The following is a 15,660-nucleotide window of genomic DNA, read 5'->3' as shown; positions in this document are numbered from 1 at the left end:
TACTCGGGCTGCTGTTCTTGACCGAAGGCTAGAAGTCTCAAAGCGGGCCGCTTGACCACCACGTTTTGCCCACTCCCGCCGTCCATAGTCCTTTTGTGTCGGGCTACACGCGACGTGCTGTCCGCGCTGGCGCAGCGTAACGGATTGCGCGACGGTTGGCAGTGCTAAAGTTCGATTGGTTCGCATTGAGAATCAAGACCGAATAGAAAGGTCCGGTTGATTTATTGGTTTTACTTAAGCCGTGTAATATCAACGGGCAATGCAGACAGGAAGGGAAGATTTATGACAGAGGAAGTCGAAAAGGGGCCGCAAACCGATGCCTCCGATCTCCGGCGGCAAGGGCGCGAGGCGGTCGAGGGGCCTCAGGCCACTCGCGAGGCGGTGCGCGATGTGGTGATGCGCGCACTGTCGAACCGGTCTCTGGAAGAAGGTCAGGTCCGCGATGTCGTGCGCTCTGTCCTTGAAGGGGCAGCGGAGGCCGTGCCGGGAGACGGGGCCGAAAGTGTTGAGGCGCTTCGGCAGACAGTTGACGGGATCGACGATGCGCTGGAACGTGCTGCTATGGCCACGAAGCTGGCCATTGAAGAGGCGCGCAGCCAGGCAGCCGCGTTTTCCGAACAGGATCTGAGGCGCGCCGTCGATGACCTGGCCACACTGGACCGGCTCTATTTCGAGGCGCTCGCCTCGGTAGTGAAAAGCGGGACAAAAGTCTCGGCGCGCATTATCGGCGATCTGGCCGAACATCTGCGGCGCACCGGCACGCGGACCGGCGCTGCGGTGCGCGAGGCGCTCGCGGCGTTAGAACGGCCCAATGCTCCACATGTCCCGCCAAGGCCCGGAGACCTTGCCCATACGGCGCGGGCCGGCGCGGCAACCATCGCCGCGATCGGCAGCGGCATCCTTGCCGGGTTGGCCGATGCTCTGGGGCCTAGGCATGACAAGGACCGGACGGAGCCGCCCGAAGAGGATGCCTGAGCATGACCGCTGCACAGGGTGTCGCGCCCGATCTGCGGCGGCTCGGCGATCTGGTCACGGTTATGGCGCGATACGGCTTTTCCGAGATGCTGGAGCGCGCCGGCCTCTCGCGCCGGTGGCTCAAACCCGGATCGCTGAGAACCGGTGATGCCGATAGCGACGGCTTGACCTCAGCTGAGCGGCTGCGCCGAGCGTTAGAAGAAATGGGGCCGACATTCGTCAAGCTGGGGCAGATCCTGTCCACCCGGATCGACCTCTTCGAGCCTGATGTCATCGCGGAGCTAGAACGCCTGCGCGATCGGGTGCCCACCGTGCCATTTTCAGAACTCGCCGCCGAGGTCGAGGCCGAACTGGGTCAACCGTTATCGGAGATCTTCGCCCGGATCGACACCGAACCCCTGGCCGCGGGTTCAATCGCGCAGGTGCATGGCGCGCGGCTGCCCTCGGGCGAGGAGGTAATCCTCAAGATTCGCCGCCCCGGCATCCGCCGGGTGATCGAGGCCGACCTGCGGCTGCTGCGCCATGCCGTCGGCGTGGCACTTGCCGAATGGCCCGAGATCGCGCGCTATCACCCGCACGAAATCCTGGACGAATTCGCCCGCTCGATACGCGCAGAGATGGATCTGGCCAGCGAATGTCGCAATGCCGAGCGGGTGTCCGCCGGGTTCCGCGACCGGGACGGGATCCATGTGCCGCCTGTGTTCTGGGAGTGGACTTGCGAGGTCATGAATGTTCAGGCGCGAGTAAAGGGCATTCCAGGCGGCGATCTGACAGCTGCGCGCGCCGCCGGGCTGGACCTGAAGCGGATCGCCGCGCGCGGGGCAGATGCTGTTCTCCACATGATCCTTGAGGAACGCTTCTTTCACGCTGATCCGCACGCCGGCAACGTATTCTACCTTCCCGACAATCAACTCGTATTCATCGACTTCGGCATGGTCGGGCACCTGTCGCGCCGGCGCCGCGACGAATTGGTCGATCTGCTCTACGGAATTGTCGAGCGGCGACCCGACCGGGTTACGCGGATCTTGCGCGACTGGGCAGGGGCCGATGGACAAGACGATCCGTCGCTGGAGGTGCGGATCGAGGGGTTCATCGACCGGGTGCACGGGCTGCCGATCGGTGCGTTGAATCTCTCCGAGCTCGTCTTCGACGTGACCGCCTTGATGCGCACACACAATCTAGCCCTACCGCCTGACCTGACGCTACTGGTCAAGGCCTTCGTCTCACTGGACGGGATGGGGCGGCAGCTCGACCCCGATTTTGACATGGTCGCCGCCGCGCGGCCGATTCTCGAACGGCTGGTCTGGCTGCGCCACGGCCCCGAGGCATTGGCACGCACTGCCCGGGACAGCCTTGGAGAAAGCGCCCGGCTAGCCGCGCGCCTGCCGGGCGATCTGACGCAGATTCTGGACGCAGCGCGGCGCGGTCGGCTGGGATTTCGGGTGGAACTGGCCGAGATCGAGCAGATCGTCGAGAAAATGCGCCAGTCACTCACGCATCTGACGCTTGCGGTGATCGTGGCAGCGCTGACCGTCGGCTCCTCAATCGTGACGGCGGCTTCGGGGGCGGACCTGCCGGTCGGATTGGCCAGCTTCGCGATGCTGGGGTTCTTCGGGGCGGTGATCGGCGGTCTCGTCCTCTTTTGGTCGATCTGGCGCAACGGTCGGAAGTAGGGGGAGCGCATGGTTCGGATCGGGCTGGCCCTTGGTAGCGGCGGCGCACGCGGTTGGTCGCATATCGGTGTGCTGCGGGCGTTAGAAGACGCAGGGATGCGTCCGGATGTCGTGGCGGGCACCTCGATGGGCGCGCTTGTCGGGGCCGCGTATTGCTCGGGGGCGCTCGACCGGCTGGAGGATTTCGCGCGCACGGTCACGCCCTTCTCGATGGCGCGGATGATCGACCTCGACTTGCGGGCCGGAGGGCTGGTGGCCGGAAACACGGTCCTGCAGAATTTGGAGACACTCGGCCTGCGCCCCGGCTTCGCCGATCTCGACCGGCCCTTCATCGCGGTCACCACCGATCTTTACCGTGGGCGCGAAGTGTGGCTGCGCGATGGCGCCCTGCTGCCCGCGGTTCGGGCCTCGATCGCCATTCCCGGTATATTCACGCCGGTCCGCCACGGCAACCACTGGCTGATGGACGGCGGCATGAGCAATCCGATCCCTGTCTCGGCCTGCCGTGCGCTCGGGGTTGATATCGTCATTGCCGTCGATCCGAATGCCGGCAATCTTTCCTCGCACAGCAGTTCTTCCCGGCGCGGCCTGCTGCCACAGGTCAACGCCGAGGTGCTGATCGGCCAGCTGCCACGGCAGTTCCAGCCCGTTGCGGCAGCCTATCTGGCGAAGGGCTCGGAAGCGGCACCTCAGCCTCCGGGATATATCGAGGTGTTGTCAACGGCACTCGACGTGATGATCGACCAGATCCGCCGTAGTCGCCTTGCCGGCGATCCACCGAACGTGATGGTCGATCTGAACCTGTCACATCTGAACGTTCTCGCGTTCCATGAGGCCGAAACCGCCATCGAACAGGGTTACGCCGCGATGAAGGATCGCTTACCTCGCGTTCTCGTAGAGCGCCGGGCCTTTTCATAAAGGCTGCACGGACAAGCAGTGCATTGCCTTCCGGCGGAAGAATTGCGCGCCGTCATTCCGCCGCAGGCGAAGCCTTGGCAAAGGCACCTTCGGCCTCCCAGCGTCGCGCGATGGCGCCAAGCTTATCGAGAACGCCGCGCAACTCGGCCCCGCGCTCGGTGAGTCCGTAGGTGACGGCGGGTGGGATAGTCATCGCCTGCTCGCGCCAGACAACGCCGGAATGTTCCAGCATTCGCAGCCTTTCGGTCAGCACCCGCGTGGAAATACCGGGCACCAGGCGTTTGATCGCGCCGAAACGCTGCGGCCCCTGCTCGGACAGGACCCACAGGATGTAAATCGTCCAGGGGCCGGTAATGACCCTCAGCAATGATTCCATTGGGCAGGATGGGGGAAGGACGGTTTTCATTGCGGCGTTCCTCTCGGCTAAAGGAGGTCGGTTACTTTAAAGTGCCTACTTACGTTTCAGAAGCATGGTCTTTAAACACACTTACAGCGGAAAAGATCGATGCTCAAGTTGGGGACCGCTAGGAGAATAGCAATGAATGACAAGACAGTACGGTATGTCTACTGGATCGCGACCGGGCTTGTGGGGCTGGTCTATCTGGGCGGCGCGGGTTTCTACATCTCGTCCTATGACATGGTCGTGGGCATGTATCGCGAGGTGCTGGGCTATCCCACCTACATCATCTGGCCGCTGGCGATCCTGAAAATCATCGGCGCGGTGATCATCCTGTGGCGCCCCTCGGCGATGCTGGCCTTCGGGGCACATGTTGGCGCGGGCGATCCGGGCTGGCCACCTGCTGTAGTGGCCTGGATTCTCCTGATCGTGTCGTGGCTGACCGCAAACCGCGTGCGCGCCGTCAAATCGGCCTATGCTCCGGCATTCTCCGCTGCGGCAAATTGATCGGACCCCGCGCGGCATCGGGGGCGTTCCGCTGCGCCCGGATATGGAAAGGATGATGACATGACGGACAGGCAACCTGCGGTATTTCTTCCTCACGGAGGCGGGCCGTGCTTTTTCATGGACTGGAACCCGCCCGACACCTGGGACCGGCAGCGCCGGTTCCTTGAGGCTTTCCCGGCGGACCTGCCGGTAAGGCCCAAGGCGCTCCTGGTGATTTCGGGCCACTGGGAGGAACGGGTCTTTACCGTTCAGACCAACCCCGCGCCGCCGTTGCTGTTCGACTATAACGGATTTCCGCCGCATACCTATCAACTGACCTGGCCAGCGCCGGGCGATCCCGCGCTGGCCACCCGTGTGCGCGACCTTCTGGAAGGTGCAGGGTTCAAGACGGGCGTAGACCCGGCACGCGGTTACGATCATGGGGTATTCGTGCCACTGAAGGTGGCGTTCCCGGAGGCCGACATTCCCACAGTCCAACTTTCCCTGCGCGCCGACCTCGACCCGGAGGCGCATCTGGCGGCGGGCCGGGCACTGGCGCCCCTCCGCGACGAGGGGGTTCTGATCATCGGGTCGGGCAACACTTATCACAACATGGGCGTGATGATGCGGGCAATGCGCGGGGGCGCGACCGGACCTGTCGCGGGGACCGACTTTGATCGGTGGCTGACAGACGCTGTCACGCAGGGCGATCCCGTCCGACGCGACGCGATGCTGGCGACATGGGATCAGGCCCCTGGAGCGCGCGAGGCCAACCCGCGCGAGGAACACCTCATCCCGCTGCATGTTGTGGCCGGGGCAGCCGGGGAGGATCGCGGCACCAAGACGCTGGAAGATCATGTCATGGGCGCGGTGGAAAGCGCCTTCCGGTTCGGGTGACACCATGAGTTTCGAATTGCCGTCGCGCTCAGGTCCGCGTCCGACGACCACCGACTGCGCCCCCCATGAACAGGTGAGTCAGAACTCGCCGCCCGAGATCCACGCGGAGTTCAAGCGCCGCGCCTTCGAACTTCCTTTCGTCGAACGCCGCCCTTCCGGCATCTCGGTGCCGGGCGCCGAGGCGCTGGTACTGCCACACGCGCACGCCTGCGGCCCGCGCGAGGCCTTCATGATCGGTCGCGAATTTGCTCACGTGCACCCTGGCTATGATGGCTCGTCGCATCTGATGTTGCCGCTGCCGGTGGTCGAGGAGCTGATCGCCAAGGGCTGGGGTGAGTCGCATCCGATGGCGCGGCAAGGCGTCATTCCGGCCAACGCGGTCATGGCTTTCGCCCCGCGCGACGAGGCCGAGATTGATGTGATGCTGCGGGTTTTGCACACCAGTTGGGGCTTCGCCCGCGGCAAGCTGGCGAACCCTGCACCCATCCAAATCCACGGATAAGGGCAGACGGCCCATCACCTGACATCACTTCATAGGAGATAAACCATGAGCAATATTCAAAACGGACCCCTTGTCGTTACCGGCGCTTCCGGCCAGCTCGGTCGGCAGGTCGTCGAACTGCTGGTCGAGGCCGGCGCCAGTCCGATTGTTGCGGTGTCGCGCAATCCAGAAAAGGTGGCCGATCTGCAGGCAAAGGGCGTCGAGACGCGCCAAGGCGATTTCAACGATCCGGCGTCGCTTGAAGCCGCTTTCGCAGGTGGCAAGCGCCTTCTCATCATCTCGACCGACGATCTTGAACCAGGCAAGAGGCTGGTTGCCCATTCCAATGCCGTCGCGGCGGCAAAGGCGGCGGGTGTTAATCATATCGTCTATACGTCGCTCACCAACCCGGCTTCGGACAGCCCGATCGGATTTTCTTCCGACCATGAGGAAACCGAAAAGCTGATCGCGGCAAGCGGTGCCGATTACACAATTCTGCGCAACAATCTTTATACCGACCTTCTGCTGATGGGTGGCCCACAGAGCATCGCAATGGGCAGTCATTATGCCGCCGCTGCCGAAGGCAAGACCGGCTATGTCACGCGCGCCGATTGCGCCCGTGCGGCGGCGGCGGCGCTTATGACGTCCACTGGCAAGCAGACCCTTGATATTACTGGGCCGCAAGCCGTCAGCCAGGCCGAGGTCGCGGCGATCCTGTCCGAGGTCGCTGGCAAGGATATTCCTTATATTGCCTTGCCTGCCGAGGATCTGGTGCAAGCGATGATCGGCAACGGGTTGCCGGAATTCATGGCGCGGGTCTTCGTCTCTTTCGACGAGGCGATTGCGCAGGGATATCTTGATGTGGCGGGCGATGACCTGAACACCCTGACCGGCCAGCCGGGCCAGACGGTGCGCGACTTCCTGCTGGCGAACCGGGGCGCACTGCTGGCCCCGCAGAGTTAGGAGCATCGACATGCGGCTCTACAACGCTAACTTTTCGCCCAATGCCCTGCGCGTGCGTGCGGTGGCCTTCGAACTGGGGGCCGACCTCGAAATCATCGAGGTCGATGTCTTCAAGGGTGACAACCGTGCCGCTGACTTCCTGGCGCGCAATCCTAACGCCAAGGTGCCGGTGCTTGAGGATGGGGATTTCGTGCTGTGGGAATCCCGCGCGATCTGCGCCTATCTGGCCAGCCTGAGGCCGGAAGCAGGGCTGGTTCCGGCCGACCCGAAGTCGCGCGGGCTGATGGAACAATGGGCCTGGTGGCAGGCGATCCATCTAGGACCTGCGATGCAGAAGCTGTCCTTCGAGTTGTTTCTTAAGGAAAAGTTCGGCATGGGCGAGCCGGACGCTGCTGTGATCGAGGCCGAGCGCAAGGCTTCCGATCAGTTCCTCGACGTGCTGGAGCAGGGGCTGGCCGAGAAGGACTGGATCCTGGGCACCCTCAGCCTTGCAGATCTCTATCTGGCCACAACCTTCATGTATCGCAGGCAGGCCGGGATCTCACTTGACGACAGGCCTGCTGTCGCCGCCTGGATCGAGCGGCTGGAGGCGCGGGAAAGCTGGCAGAAGGCGATGGCACCGCTGAACGCGACCCTGGGGCTCTGACCCATGCGTAAGGATGGAATCACATGGAAATCGGGCTTTACACCTTTGGCGATGCCGGCACGAGCCAGGTAATGGAGGAGACCGTGTCCCCCGAAACCCGGCTGCGCCACCTTGTCGAAGAGATCGAACTGGCCGATCAGGTCGGACTCGACGTCTTTGGGCTGGGCGAACATCACCGGGCCGATTACGCCGTCTCGGCGCCAGCGATGGTGCTGGCCGCCGCCGCGACCCGAACCCGGCACATTCGCCTGACCAGCGCCGTCACGGTGCTGGGCTCAGAAGACCCCATCCGTGTGTTTCAGCAGTATTCCACGCTTGACAATTTGTCGGGCGGGCGGGCCGAGGTGATGGTCGGGCGGGGATCGTTCATAGAAAGCTTTCCGCTTTTCGGTCAGGAACTGGACGATTACGACGCGCTCTTCATTGAAAAGCTGGGAAAGCTTTTGGCAGCCAACGATGATGAGATCCTGGATTGGCCCGGCACGACGCATACCGTTCCGGTTCCGCAACGCGGTGTCTACCCGCGCCCGGTACAGAAAAATCTGCCGATCTGGGTTGCGGTCGGGGGAACGCCGGAATCCGTGGTGCGGGCCGGTCAGATGGGTCGACCGCTCGCACTCGGCATCATCGGTGGGCAGCCGGCACGCTTCGCGCCCCTTTTCGACCTGTATCGTCGTGCGGCCACACAAGCCGGGCATGATGCCGGCGGGCTTGAAACATCGCTCAACCTCCACGGTTTCGTCGCCAGGACACGGGATCAGGCGCTGGAAAACTTCGCCTCGACCTATGCTGAGGTGATGACCCGGCTCGGGGCCGAACGTGGCTGGCCCCCGATGGGCCGACAACAGATCGAAGCTGCTGCAGCGCCCGGCGGATCGTTGTTCCTGGGCTCGCCAGATGAAGTCGTGGACAAAATCCTTGCTGCTCACGAACTCTTCGGCTTTTCGCGTATATTGTTGCAGATGGCCATTGGCGCGGTCGATCACGCTGCCCTAATGCAGGCGATCGAACTCTTCGGAACCCGTGTCGCGCCGAAAGTACGCAAGGCGCTTTCTTAGGAAAGCAGAGACATTCGACAACAACCCGAATTCACGCCGGCAGTGGGCTGTATGTTGGTGGGGGTTAAATACCATCTGTTTTGATGAATTCTGCGAACCGCCAACTTTTCGAAGCGATATCTGCAGTCTTGAAAATCTAACAAATGTTAGATATTGATTGCCAGAGTATCTGGCGAAAAGGTGACAGCATGCATGAACCGCTTGAAAGTATACGCATTGTCGAACTTGGGCATGTCATAGCGGGACCTCTTTCTGCCACGCTGCTGTCCGATTTCGGTGCGGAGGTCATCAAGATCGAAGCGCCCGGTCGCACGGATATGATGCGCGATCTCGGTCCGAAAGCCGAAGACGGGGTTGGTGCCTGGTGGAAAACCCTGGGCCGTAACAAGAAAATCTTGAGTCTGAACTGGAAGAGCCCCGAAGGGCGGGACGTATTGCGCAGAATTGTGGAAACTGCGGATGTCCTGATAGAAAATTTCAGGTCCGGCGTGCTGGAGCGTGCGGGTATCGGTCCGAAACAATTGCATGGGTGGAACCCCGACCTCGTGATCTTGCGCGTGTCGGGCTATGGGCAGGATGGGCCGATGCGTGAGAAGCCCGCCTTTGGGCGCGCGGCTGAAGCGATGAGCGGTCTGGCCCATCTGACCGGCTTTCCGGACGGGCCACCGATGCATCCTGGGTTTCCTGCCGCAGACAGCACCACCGGGTTGATGGGCGCTTTGGGAATCATGTTCGCCCTCTTTGCGCGCGAAAAGGGACTGGCGCGCGGTCAGGTGATCGACCTTGCGGTTTTCGAGGCTCTTCTGAGGTTGATGGATTATCCAGTGCCCGCACTGACAGGCGCAAAGCTTTCGCCTCGTCGCAACGGTTTGCGGCAACCGATGGATTTCGCTCCTGGTGGAATGTTTCGCACATCAGACGGGGTATGGCTGACCGTCTCGGCGGGCAGCGCAGAAACAGCCCGGCGTTTGTTGCGGGCCGTTGGTGGTGACGCGCTGGCCGATGACCCGCGGTTCGCCACCCTCGGCCAGATGTCGCGGCATATGGCCGAGGTCTTCGATGCGATCAATGACTTCGTCACTGTACGCACACTACAAGAGGTTGAAGAGGAATTCGCCCGACATGACGCAGTCGCGGCGCGGGTTCTGAGTGTTGAGGAAATCACGACGAATGAGCAGATCCTTCACCGCAGGGACATCGTTTCCGTCGAGGATGAAAAAACGCAGGTCGTCGGACCAATTCCACACCTGAGCACCACGCCGGGCCAAGTGCGTTGGCTTGGGCGCCCGCCTGGAGCCGACACAAGTGAAATTCTGCGTGATCTGGGATTTGAAGATGCCGAAATTGCCGCTCTGCGTGAGGCCGGGCATGTGGGTTTGGCAGGCGAGGAGGGATAACTGTGACATTTCGTATGACATCAGAGCAGAAAGAAATTCGCCAGCAAATATTGCGGATATGTGCGCAGTTTGACGATGAGTACTGGCTGGAGCGGGATCGCAACGGAGGGTTCCCGCACGATTTGCACAAGGCCATGGCCGACGGCGGCTGGCTGGGGATTGCGATGCCCGAAGAGGTTGGTGGTGCCGGTCTTGGCATCACCGAAGCGACCATCATGATGCAGGCGATCGCGGAATCGGGGGCCGGGGCCAGCGGGGCCTCAGCCATACACATGAATATCTTCGGCCTGAATCCGGTTGTGAAATATGGCACCGATGAGCAGCGCGCGCGGATGTTGGCCCCTTTGATCGCGGGCGAGCAAAAGGCCTGCTTTGCCGTAACCGAACCGACGACGGGGCTTGATACCACAAAGCTGAAGACAATGGCGGTGCGTCAGGGCGACAGGTATGTCGTGCACGGACAAAAAGTCTGGATTTCGACGGCACAGGTTGCACACAAGATGCTGCTTCTCGCCAGGACGACCCGGATTGAGGACGTGACCGACCCGACCGAGGGGCTGAGCCTTTTTTATACTGACCTTGACCGGACCTTTGTCGATGTGCGCGAAATTGAGAAGATGGGGCGCAAGGCTGTCGATTCGAACGAAGTCTTCATTGATGGGTTACCGATTCCGGCTGAGGACCTGATCGGGGAGGAGGGCAAAGGCTTTAGGCAGATTTTGCACGGGTTGAATCCCGAACGCATCCTGGTGGCCGGCGAATGCATTGGTATTGCGCGCAACGCACTGGCGCGCGCGGCGCATTATGCAAACGAACGTGTGATTTTTGACCGCCCGATCGGCCAAAATCAGGGGGTTCAGCATCCGCTCGCCAAAGCCTGGGCGAGGGTGGAATCTGCCAATCTCATGGTGATGCATGCTGCTGCCCTCTACGATGCGGGGGAGCCCTGCGGCGTCGAAGCGAACGCTGCCAAACTTTTGGCCGCTGACGCCGCAGTCGAGGCAACTGAAGCCGCGCAAATTACATTTGGCGGATTCGGATACGCCAAGGAATATCACGTGGAACGGTTAGTGCGGGAGGCTCTGCTCTTCCGCATCGTACCGGTGACACCGCAGATGCTTTTGTCGTTCATAGCAGAAAAAGCCCTCGGACTTCCAAAGTCTTACTGATCGAAGACAGCGAACGGGGGCTGCTGGGCAAAGTTGTATTGACCGATTTTCTAACGTACGTTAGATTAGCGGCAACTACCCCTAGCGGGGAATGGGAGGAGGCGTCATGAATAAGACGCAGTTTGGGTCTTCGAGAGAGGACCTGTCTAAACGTGCAACCGTTTACGCAAGCGGTTTATTCACCGGCAAAACCGTTGTGGTGACCGGCGCTGGAGGCGGATTGGGGCTGGCAATTGCTGCCCTGTTCGCAAGGCTTGGGGCCAATCTGGCGATCAATGGTCGCAACGAAGGGAAACTAGCTTCGGCCAGAGAGTTCCTCGGAGGTTTCGGGGGCGAAGTTTTCGCTATGCCCATGACCATCCGGGAGCCTGAGCAGGTCGAGGATTTTTTCGCCAAGACGAACCAGGAATTCGGGGCGATTGACGTTTTGGTGAACAATGCTGGGGGTCAGTTTCCGCAAGCTGCGTTGGAGTTCAGTCCCAAGGGCTGGAATGCGGTCATAGACACCAATCTCAACGGCACCTGGTGGATGATGCAATCCGCGGCGCGCCACTGGGTCGAGCATAAGCAGCCCGGCTCGATCGTGAATATCGTTGCGGATATCTGGCGGGGAATGCCCGGCATTGCACATACCTGCGCGGCTCGAGCCGGAGTGATATACCTTTCGAAATCGGTCGCTGTGGAATGGGCTCCGCATGACATTCGGGTGAATTGTCTGGCTCCGGGATGCTGCGAGAGCAACGGTTTTCACAATTACCCTGAGGATGGTGCGCAAACTTTTCAGGATTCCAATCCGATGCGCCATGCCGGGGACGAATGGGATGTCGCGGAAGGTGTCGTCTATTTGGCGGCCGGGTCCGGAAAGTTCGTGACTGGTGAAGTTCTGAATATCGATGGTGGACAGCAGTTGTGGGGGGATCCCTGGCCGACAGGCCGTCCGGATTACTTCCGGATATCGTGACGACAGCGGGGAGGAAGCGGCAAATCAATGATGATCAATAACAAAACAGCAGGCCTTCAATTAGGTGACGAACCGATACTTCGGTGCACTGGGATCGAGCGCCGATTTGGCGGAGTTGTCGCCGTTACGGGTGTCAATCTCGAAGTAAAACCAGGCGAAATATTCGGACTGGTCGGTCCAAACGGCAGCGGCAAGACGACGCTTACAAACGCGATCACCGGGTTCTACCCGCCGAACGAAGGTGCAGTCCGGTTGTCGGGCAAAGACATCACCGGTACCGCGCCACATAAGGTAGCGAAACTCGGAGTCGCCCGAACGTTCCAGAACCTCGCCCTGTTCAACGGAATGAGCGTTTTAGACAACATCCTGCTGGGGCGTCACATCCACATGAACCCAGGGGTGTTGCGCACCGCTTTCTATTGGTGGGCCGCACGGCCTGAAGAGATCGAGAATAGAAAGGTTGTGGAGGAAGTCATTGAGTTCCTTCAACTCGAAAGCATCAGGCACGAATTGGTAGACGGTCTTCCCATCGGCCTGAAAAAACGGGTCGAACTGGCAAGGGCCCTGGTGGCAGAGCCCCAGATGCTGATCCTAGACGAACCGATGGCCGGCATGAACCAGGAAGAAAAGGGCTATATGTGCCGCTTCATTCTGGACGCGAGGGCCGAGCGCGGCGTCAGCGTATTGCTCATCGAACACCACATGGATGTCATCACCGGCATTTGCGATCGGATGCTAGCGCTGAACTACGGTGAGATGATTGCCAGCGGAATTCCGAAAGAAGTTGTGAAAGATCCTCGGGTCATCGAGGCATATATTGGAGGCTCGCATGGCTGACGGGGCAACTCTGCATTCATCCGCCGGCGATACGATCGGTGAACTGCTGGCGCGCAACGCGTCAAGTCATGGGTCCGATGTTGCGCTTCGCGAAAAAGAGCGCGGCATCTGGAAAGAAACCACATGGGCCGAGTATGCGGACGAAATCCTCGCCTGTGCGGCCGGACTTGAGCAACTCGGCGTCAAGCCGGGCAAGGCTGTTCTCATTCTGGGCGACAACCGCGCACGTCTATACGCTGGAATGCTCGCGGTCTCGTTGCTTGGGGCCTACGCGATGCCGGCCTATCCCGGTGCAACGCTTGAAGAGCTTCAGCATTTTCTGGGCGAGGTCGAAATTGTCGCGGCGATTGCGGAAGACCAGGAACAGGTGGACAAGATACTCGAGCTTCGGGATGCGGGCGCCACGAGCATCGCGCACATAATCTACGATGAAGCCCGGGGGCTTGGATTTTATGAGGTCGATGGTCTCATGTCCTGGGATCACCTGACGGAGGTTGGGCGTCACGATCTCAACGAGGATCCGAACCTTCGTGAAGAGTTCCTGAAACGTGCAAAGCCCGAAGATCCGGCCATTTTTCTGCATTCATCGGGTACGACCGGCAAACCGAAGGGCATTGTCCTAAGTCAGAAAAACGTTCTGGCCGCAGCACGAAATGGCCATGCCGCCGGGGCATTCCGCGAAAAGGAAGAAATACTTGCCTATCTGCCGATGGCCTGGGTGGGCGATTACGCCCTGACTGTCGCGGCTGCCCTATTGCTTCGTTTCACCGTAAGCGTGCCCGAGCGGCAGGAGACAGTCGTCCGGGACATGCGCGAGATCGCACCAACCTTTTACCTGGCGGCACCTAGAAGCTGGGATCAGATGCTGACGACGATTCAGGTCGGCATCGAAAACTCGACGTGGCTGAAAAAGAAGGTTTACCACTTCTTCATGGACCGAGCCATTGCGGCCGAAACCCGCAAGCTGAATGGTAAAAGCGGCGGGGCACTGGAAGGTCTGGGCAGAATTCTTGGCGAGGCTATCGTCTTCGGCCCTATCAAGGACCAGTTCGGCATGAGCCGGCTGAGGAACGCGTTCACCGGTGGCGAGGCAATCGGCGAAGATACTTTCGTTTTCTATCGCGCCCTTGGGATCAAACTCCGCCAGCTTTACGGCCAGACCGAGAACAGCGCGATCAATGCGATTCAATCGGCTGGCGAGGTGCGCCTTCATACGGTCGGCAAGCCGGCTCCGGGCGTCGAGGTCAAAATCGCCGATGACGGCGAGATCTTGTTGCGCTCGGACAGTGTGTTCGACGGCTATTTCAACAAGCCCGAAGCTACTGCCGAGGCGTTGGAGGGTGGATGGCTGCATACCGGCGATGCCGGCTATCTGGAGGATGACGGGCATCTCGTTGTGCTCGGGCGTGTGTCCGAGGTCATGCACACGGCGGGCGGCGAACGTTATGTGCCCAACTACATTGAGAACCGGTTGAAATTCAGCCCTTACATCAAGGACGCCGCTGTAATCGGAGCCGGTTTGGACGAGCTGACGGCGATGGTCTGCGTCGATTTCGAAGCGGTGGGGCACTGGGCAGAGGTGAACGGCGTGCCTTATGTCTCCTACGCTGATCTGTCCCAGCGGGATGAGGTGGCTGCGCTGTTGCTCGAAGCCTTCCATCGGGTGAACAAGGCCGTCACCGAACCGCTGCAACTGAAACGCTTCGTCAGCCTGCCGAAAGAATTCGACCCGGACGATGGCGAAATCACGCGAACTCGAAAACTGCGGCGGAAGGTCGTTCAGGAACGCTATGCCGACGTGATCGCAGCGCTCTACGACGGTTCAAAAGAGGTCCACGTAAGCGCGCAGGTGACTTACGAGACCGGGGAAGTAGGGAAGGTCGAAAGAAGCCTTCCTATCAGGGAGGTATAAATGGACTGGGTCTTTCTATCTGAGCTTGCGATCAACGGAGTCTTGACGGGTCTTTTGTATTCGCTCTTCGCTATCGGCCTTGTGCTGATTTACAAAGCCTCGTCGGTGCCCAATTTGGCGCAGGGCGGGCTGACCATGGTCGGCGCCTATGTGGTTCTCGCCCTTTCGCATGACGCAGGTCTTCCGCTGTGGCTGGCCATTCCTCTTGCTGCGCTGATCATGTTCGGCCTTGGATTCGGCATCGAACGCGTTGCCCTGCGTCGTCTCGCGGGTCGCCCGGTCGTCATGATCCTGATGCTGACACTTGGACTCGACATTTTCCTTCGGGGTACAACGCTTGCGATCTGGGGCGGGACGTCGCGTTCGATGGAACTGGGCGTCAGCTATGATCCGCTGTTTCTTGGCGACATCTTCATCAGTCGCATCCATCTGGTCGGTGCCGGTGTTGCTCTCGCCTTGTTTGTCGCCTTCATGTTGTTCTTCCGTACCCGGACGGGCATCAAATTGCGGGCGATTGCGGATGATTACATGGCTTCTTGGTCTGTCGGCATCTCCGTTGAACGCGGAGTTGGTTTGTCCTGGGCGCTGGCATCTGTTGTTGCGGTCGCCGCGGGCGTTATCTGGGGCGAGATTCAGGGTGTCGATCAGGCGCTGTCGCTATTGCTTCTCAAGGGTCTGACGGTTGCCGTTCTCGGTGGTCTCGACAGTATCCTAGGCGCGGTGATCGCGGGCATCATTCTGGGCGTCGTCGAAAACGTTGGCGCTGATTTCCTCGATCCTCTTGTCGGAGGCGGGAGCCGGGAACTTATCGTCGCCGCTGTGCTCATTCTCACGGTCATGATCCGTCCGCACGGGCTGTTCGGTCGTCACGACATCGAAAGGGTGTAAGG

The 15,660-nt window shown here is 60.6% G+C and carries 16 protein-coding genes; 15 read left to right on the top strand and 1 reads right to left on the bottom strand.

Features of this window, described 5'->3' with window-relative positions; translation table 11 throughout:
- The first annotated feature begins 282 nt into the window (after positions 1 to 282).
- From OE747_RS21725 to OE747_RS21715, 3 genes are read left to right on the top strand one after another with little or no spacing between them, the layout of a single operon-like run.
- On the top strand, positions 283 to 975 hold the full coding sequence (locus OE747_RS21725) for a DUF6781 family protein (protein ID WP_263830559.1): 693 nt from the start codon (positions 283 to 285) through the stop codon (positions 973 to 975).
- Positions 976 to 977: 2 nt separating this feature from the next.
- Positions 978 to 2,648: an ABC1 kinase family protein gene (locus OE747_RS21720; protein WP_263830558.1), complete on the top strand. Its 1,671-nt coding sequence runs from the start codon at positions 978 to 980 to the stop codon at positions 2,646 to 2,648.
- Between the two features lie 9 nt (positions 2,649 to 2,657).
- On the top strand, positions 2,658 to 3,566 hold the full coding sequence (locus tag OE747_RS21715) for a patatin-like phospholipase family protein (RefSeq protein WP_263830557.1): 909 nt from the start codon (positions 2,658 to 2,660) through the stop codon (positions 3,564 to 3,566).
- Between the two features lie 52 nt (positions 3,567 to 3,618).
- On the opposite strand, the gene OE747_RS21710 is transcribed toward OE747_RS21715, so the two are convergent.
- Positions 3,619 to 3,942 carry a winged helix-turn-helix transcriptional regulator gene (locus OE747_RS21710; RefSeq protein ID WP_263830556.1) on the bottom strand — a complete coding sequence of 108 codons (324 nt, stop codon included), beginning with the start codon at positions 3,940 to 3,942 and terminating at the stop codon, positions 3,619 to 3,621.
- 162 nt (positions 3,943 to 4,104) lie between these two features.
- Here OE747_RS21710 and OE747_RS21705 point away from each other — a divergent pair, with 162 nt between their 5' ends.
- From OE747_RS21705 to OE747_RS21650, 12 genes are all read left to right on the top strand, one after another.
- Positions 4,105 to 4,470 (top strand): hypothetical protein, encoded by a 366-nt coding sequence (locus OE747_RS21705; protein WP_263830555.1) that lies wholly within the window; start codon positions 4,105 to 4,107, stop codon positions 4,468 to 4,470.
- 117 nt (positions 4,471 to 4,587) lie between these two features.
- Positions 4,588 to 5,346, top strand: a complete 759-nt coding sequence (locus OE747_RS21700) for a DODA-type extradiol aromatic ring-opening family dioxygenase (RefSeq protein WP_263830554.1) — start codon at positions 4,588 to 4,590, stop codon at positions 5,344 to 5,346.
- Between the two features lie 4 nt (positions 5,347 to 5,350).
- On the top strand, positions 5,351 to 5,848 hold the full coding sequence (locus OE747_RS21695) for a luciferase domain-containing protein (protein WP_263830553.1): 498 nt from the start codon (positions 5,351 to 5,353) through the stop codon (positions 5,846 to 5,848).
- Positions 5,849 to 5,893: 45 nt separating this feature from the next.
- A complete protein-coding gene (locus tag OE747_RS21690; protein ID WP_263830552.1) occupies positions 5,894 to 6,790 on the top strand; it encodes an SDR family oxidoreductase in 897 nt (298 codons plus the stop codon).
- Positions 6,791 to 6,800: 10 nt separating this feature from the next.
- Entirely contained in the window at positions 6,801 to 7,436 is a 636-nt protein-coding gene (locus OE747_RS21685) for a glutathione S-transferase family protein (RefSeq protein WP_263830551.1), read from the top strand.
- 23 nt (positions 7,437 to 7,459) lie between these two features.
- Positions 7,460 to 8,494: an Atu2307/SP_0267 family LLM class monooxygenase gene (locus OE747_RS21680; protein ID WP_263830550.1), complete on the top strand. Its 1,035-nt coding sequence runs from the start codon at positions 7,460 to 7,462 to the stop codon at positions 8,492 to 8,494.
- Between the two features lie 143 nt (positions 8,495 to 8,637).
- Positions 8,638 to 9,891 carry a CaiB/BaiF CoA transferase family protein gene (locus OE747_RS21675; RefSeq protein WP_263830549.1) on the top strand — a complete coding sequence of 418 codons (1,254 nt, stop codon included), beginning with the start codon at positions 8,638 to 8,640 and terminating at the stop codon, positions 9,889 to 9,891.
- Positions 9,892 to 9,905: 14 nt separating this feature from the next.
- Positions 9,906 to 11,060, top strand: a complete 1,155-nt coding sequence (locus tag OE747_RS21670; RefSeq protein ID WP_263830563.1) for an acyl-CoA dehydrogenase family protein — start codon at positions 9,906 to 9,908, stop codon at positions 11,058 to 11,060.
- A 106-nt stretch (positions 11,061 to 11,166) separates the two neighbouring features.
- Positions 11,167 to 12,021 (top strand): SDR family oxidoreductase, encoded by an 855-nt coding sequence (locus OE747_RS21665; protein ID WP_263830548.1) that lies wholly within the window; start codon positions 11,167 to 11,169, stop codon positions 12,019 to 12,021.
- Positions 12,022 to 12,048: 27 nt separating this feature from the next.
- A complete protein-coding gene (locus OE747_RS21660) occupies positions 12,049 to 12,858 on the top strand; it encodes an ABC transporter ATP-binding protein (protein WP_263830547.1) in 810 nt (269 codons plus the stop codon).
- On the top strand, positions 12,851 to 14,770 hold the full coding sequence (locus OE747_RS21655) for an AMP-dependent synthetase/ligase (RefSeq protein WP_263830546.1): 1,920 nt from the start codon (positions 12,851 to 12,853) through the stop codon (positions 14,768 to 14,770). The genes OE747_RS21660 and OE747_RS21655 overlap by 8 nt, the downstream gene beginning before the upstream one ends.
- Entirely contained in the window at positions 14,771 to 15,658 is an 888-nt protein-coding gene (locus OE747_RS21650; protein ID WP_263830545.1) for a branched-chain amino acid ABC transporter permease, read from the top strand.
- Positions 15,659 to 15,660 lie beyond the last annotated feature (2 nt).

It is taken from the genome of Ruegeria aquimaris, from assembly GCF_025751555.1.
In the GTDB taxonomy this organism is placed as follows: domain Bacteria; phylum Pseudomonadota; class Alphaproteobacteria; order Rhodobacterales; family Rhodobacteraceae; genus Ruegeria_B; species Ruegeria_B aquimaris.
The sequence above is the reverse complement of the archived record's forward strand: the minus strand, read 5'-3'. Positions and strand labels throughout refer to the sequence as shown.

Coding starts and splice junctions, on each gene's coding strand:
- OE747_RS21725 (WP_263830559.1), top strand. CDS start 283: ATGACAGAGGAAGTCGAAAAGGGGCCGCAAACCGATGCCTCCGATCTC.
- OE747_RS21720 (WP_263830558.1), top strand. CDS start 978: ATGACCGCTGCACAGGGTGTCGCGCCCGATCTGCGGCGGCTCGGCGAT.
- OE747_RS21715 (WP_263830557.1), top strand. CDS start 2,658: ATGGTTCGGATCGGGCTGGCCCTTGGTAGCGGCGGCGCACGCGGTTGG.
- OE747_RS21710 (WP_263830556.1), bottom strand. CDS start 3,942: ATGGAATCATTGCTGAGGGTCATTACCGGCCCCTGGACGATTTACATC.
- OE747_RS21705 (WP_263830555.1), top strand. CDS start 4,105: ATGAATGACAAGACAGTACGGTATGTCTACTGGATCGCGACCGGGCTT.
- OE747_RS21700 (WP_263830554.1), top strand. CDS start 4,588: ATGGACTGGAACCCGCCCGACACCTGGGACCGGCAGCGCCGGTTCCTT.
- OE747_RS21695 (WP_263830553.1), top strand. CDS start 5,351: ATGAGTTTCGAATTGCCGTCGCGCTCAGGTCCGCGTCCGACGACCACC.
- OE747_RS21690 (WP_263830552.1), top strand. CDS start 5,894: ATGAGCAATATTCAAAACGGACCCCTTGTCGTTACCGGCGCTTCCGGC.
- OE747_RS21685 (WP_263830551.1), top strand. CDS start 6,801: ATGCGGCTCTACAACGCTAACTTTTCGCCCAATGCCCTGCGCGTGCGT.
- OE747_RS21680 (WP_263830550.1), top strand. CDS start 7,460: ATGGAAATCGGGCTTTACACCTTTGGCGATGCCGGCACGAGCCAGGTA.
- OE747_RS21675 (WP_263830549.1), top strand. CDS start 8,638: ATGTTAGATATTGATTGCCAGAGTATCTGGCGAAAAGGTGACAGCATG.
- OE747_RS21670 (WP_263830563.1), top strand. CDS start 9,906: ATGACATCAGAGCAGAAAGAAATTCGCCAGCAAATATTGCGGATATGT.
- OE747_RS21665 (WP_263830548.1), top strand. CDS start 11,167: ATGAATAAGACGCAGTTTGGGTCTTCGAGAGAGGACCTGTCTAAACGT.
- OE747_RS21660 (WP_263830547.1), top strand. CDS start 12,049: ATGATGATCAATAACAAAACAGCAGGCCTTCAATTAGGTGACGAACCG.
- OE747_RS21655 (WP_263830546.1), top strand. CDS start 12,851: ATGGCTGACGGGGCAACTCTGCATTCATCCGCCGGCGATACGATCGGT.
- OE747_RS21650 (WP_263830545.1), top strand. CDS start 14,771: ATGGACTGGGTCTTTCTATCTGAGCTTGCGATCAACGGAGTCTTGACG.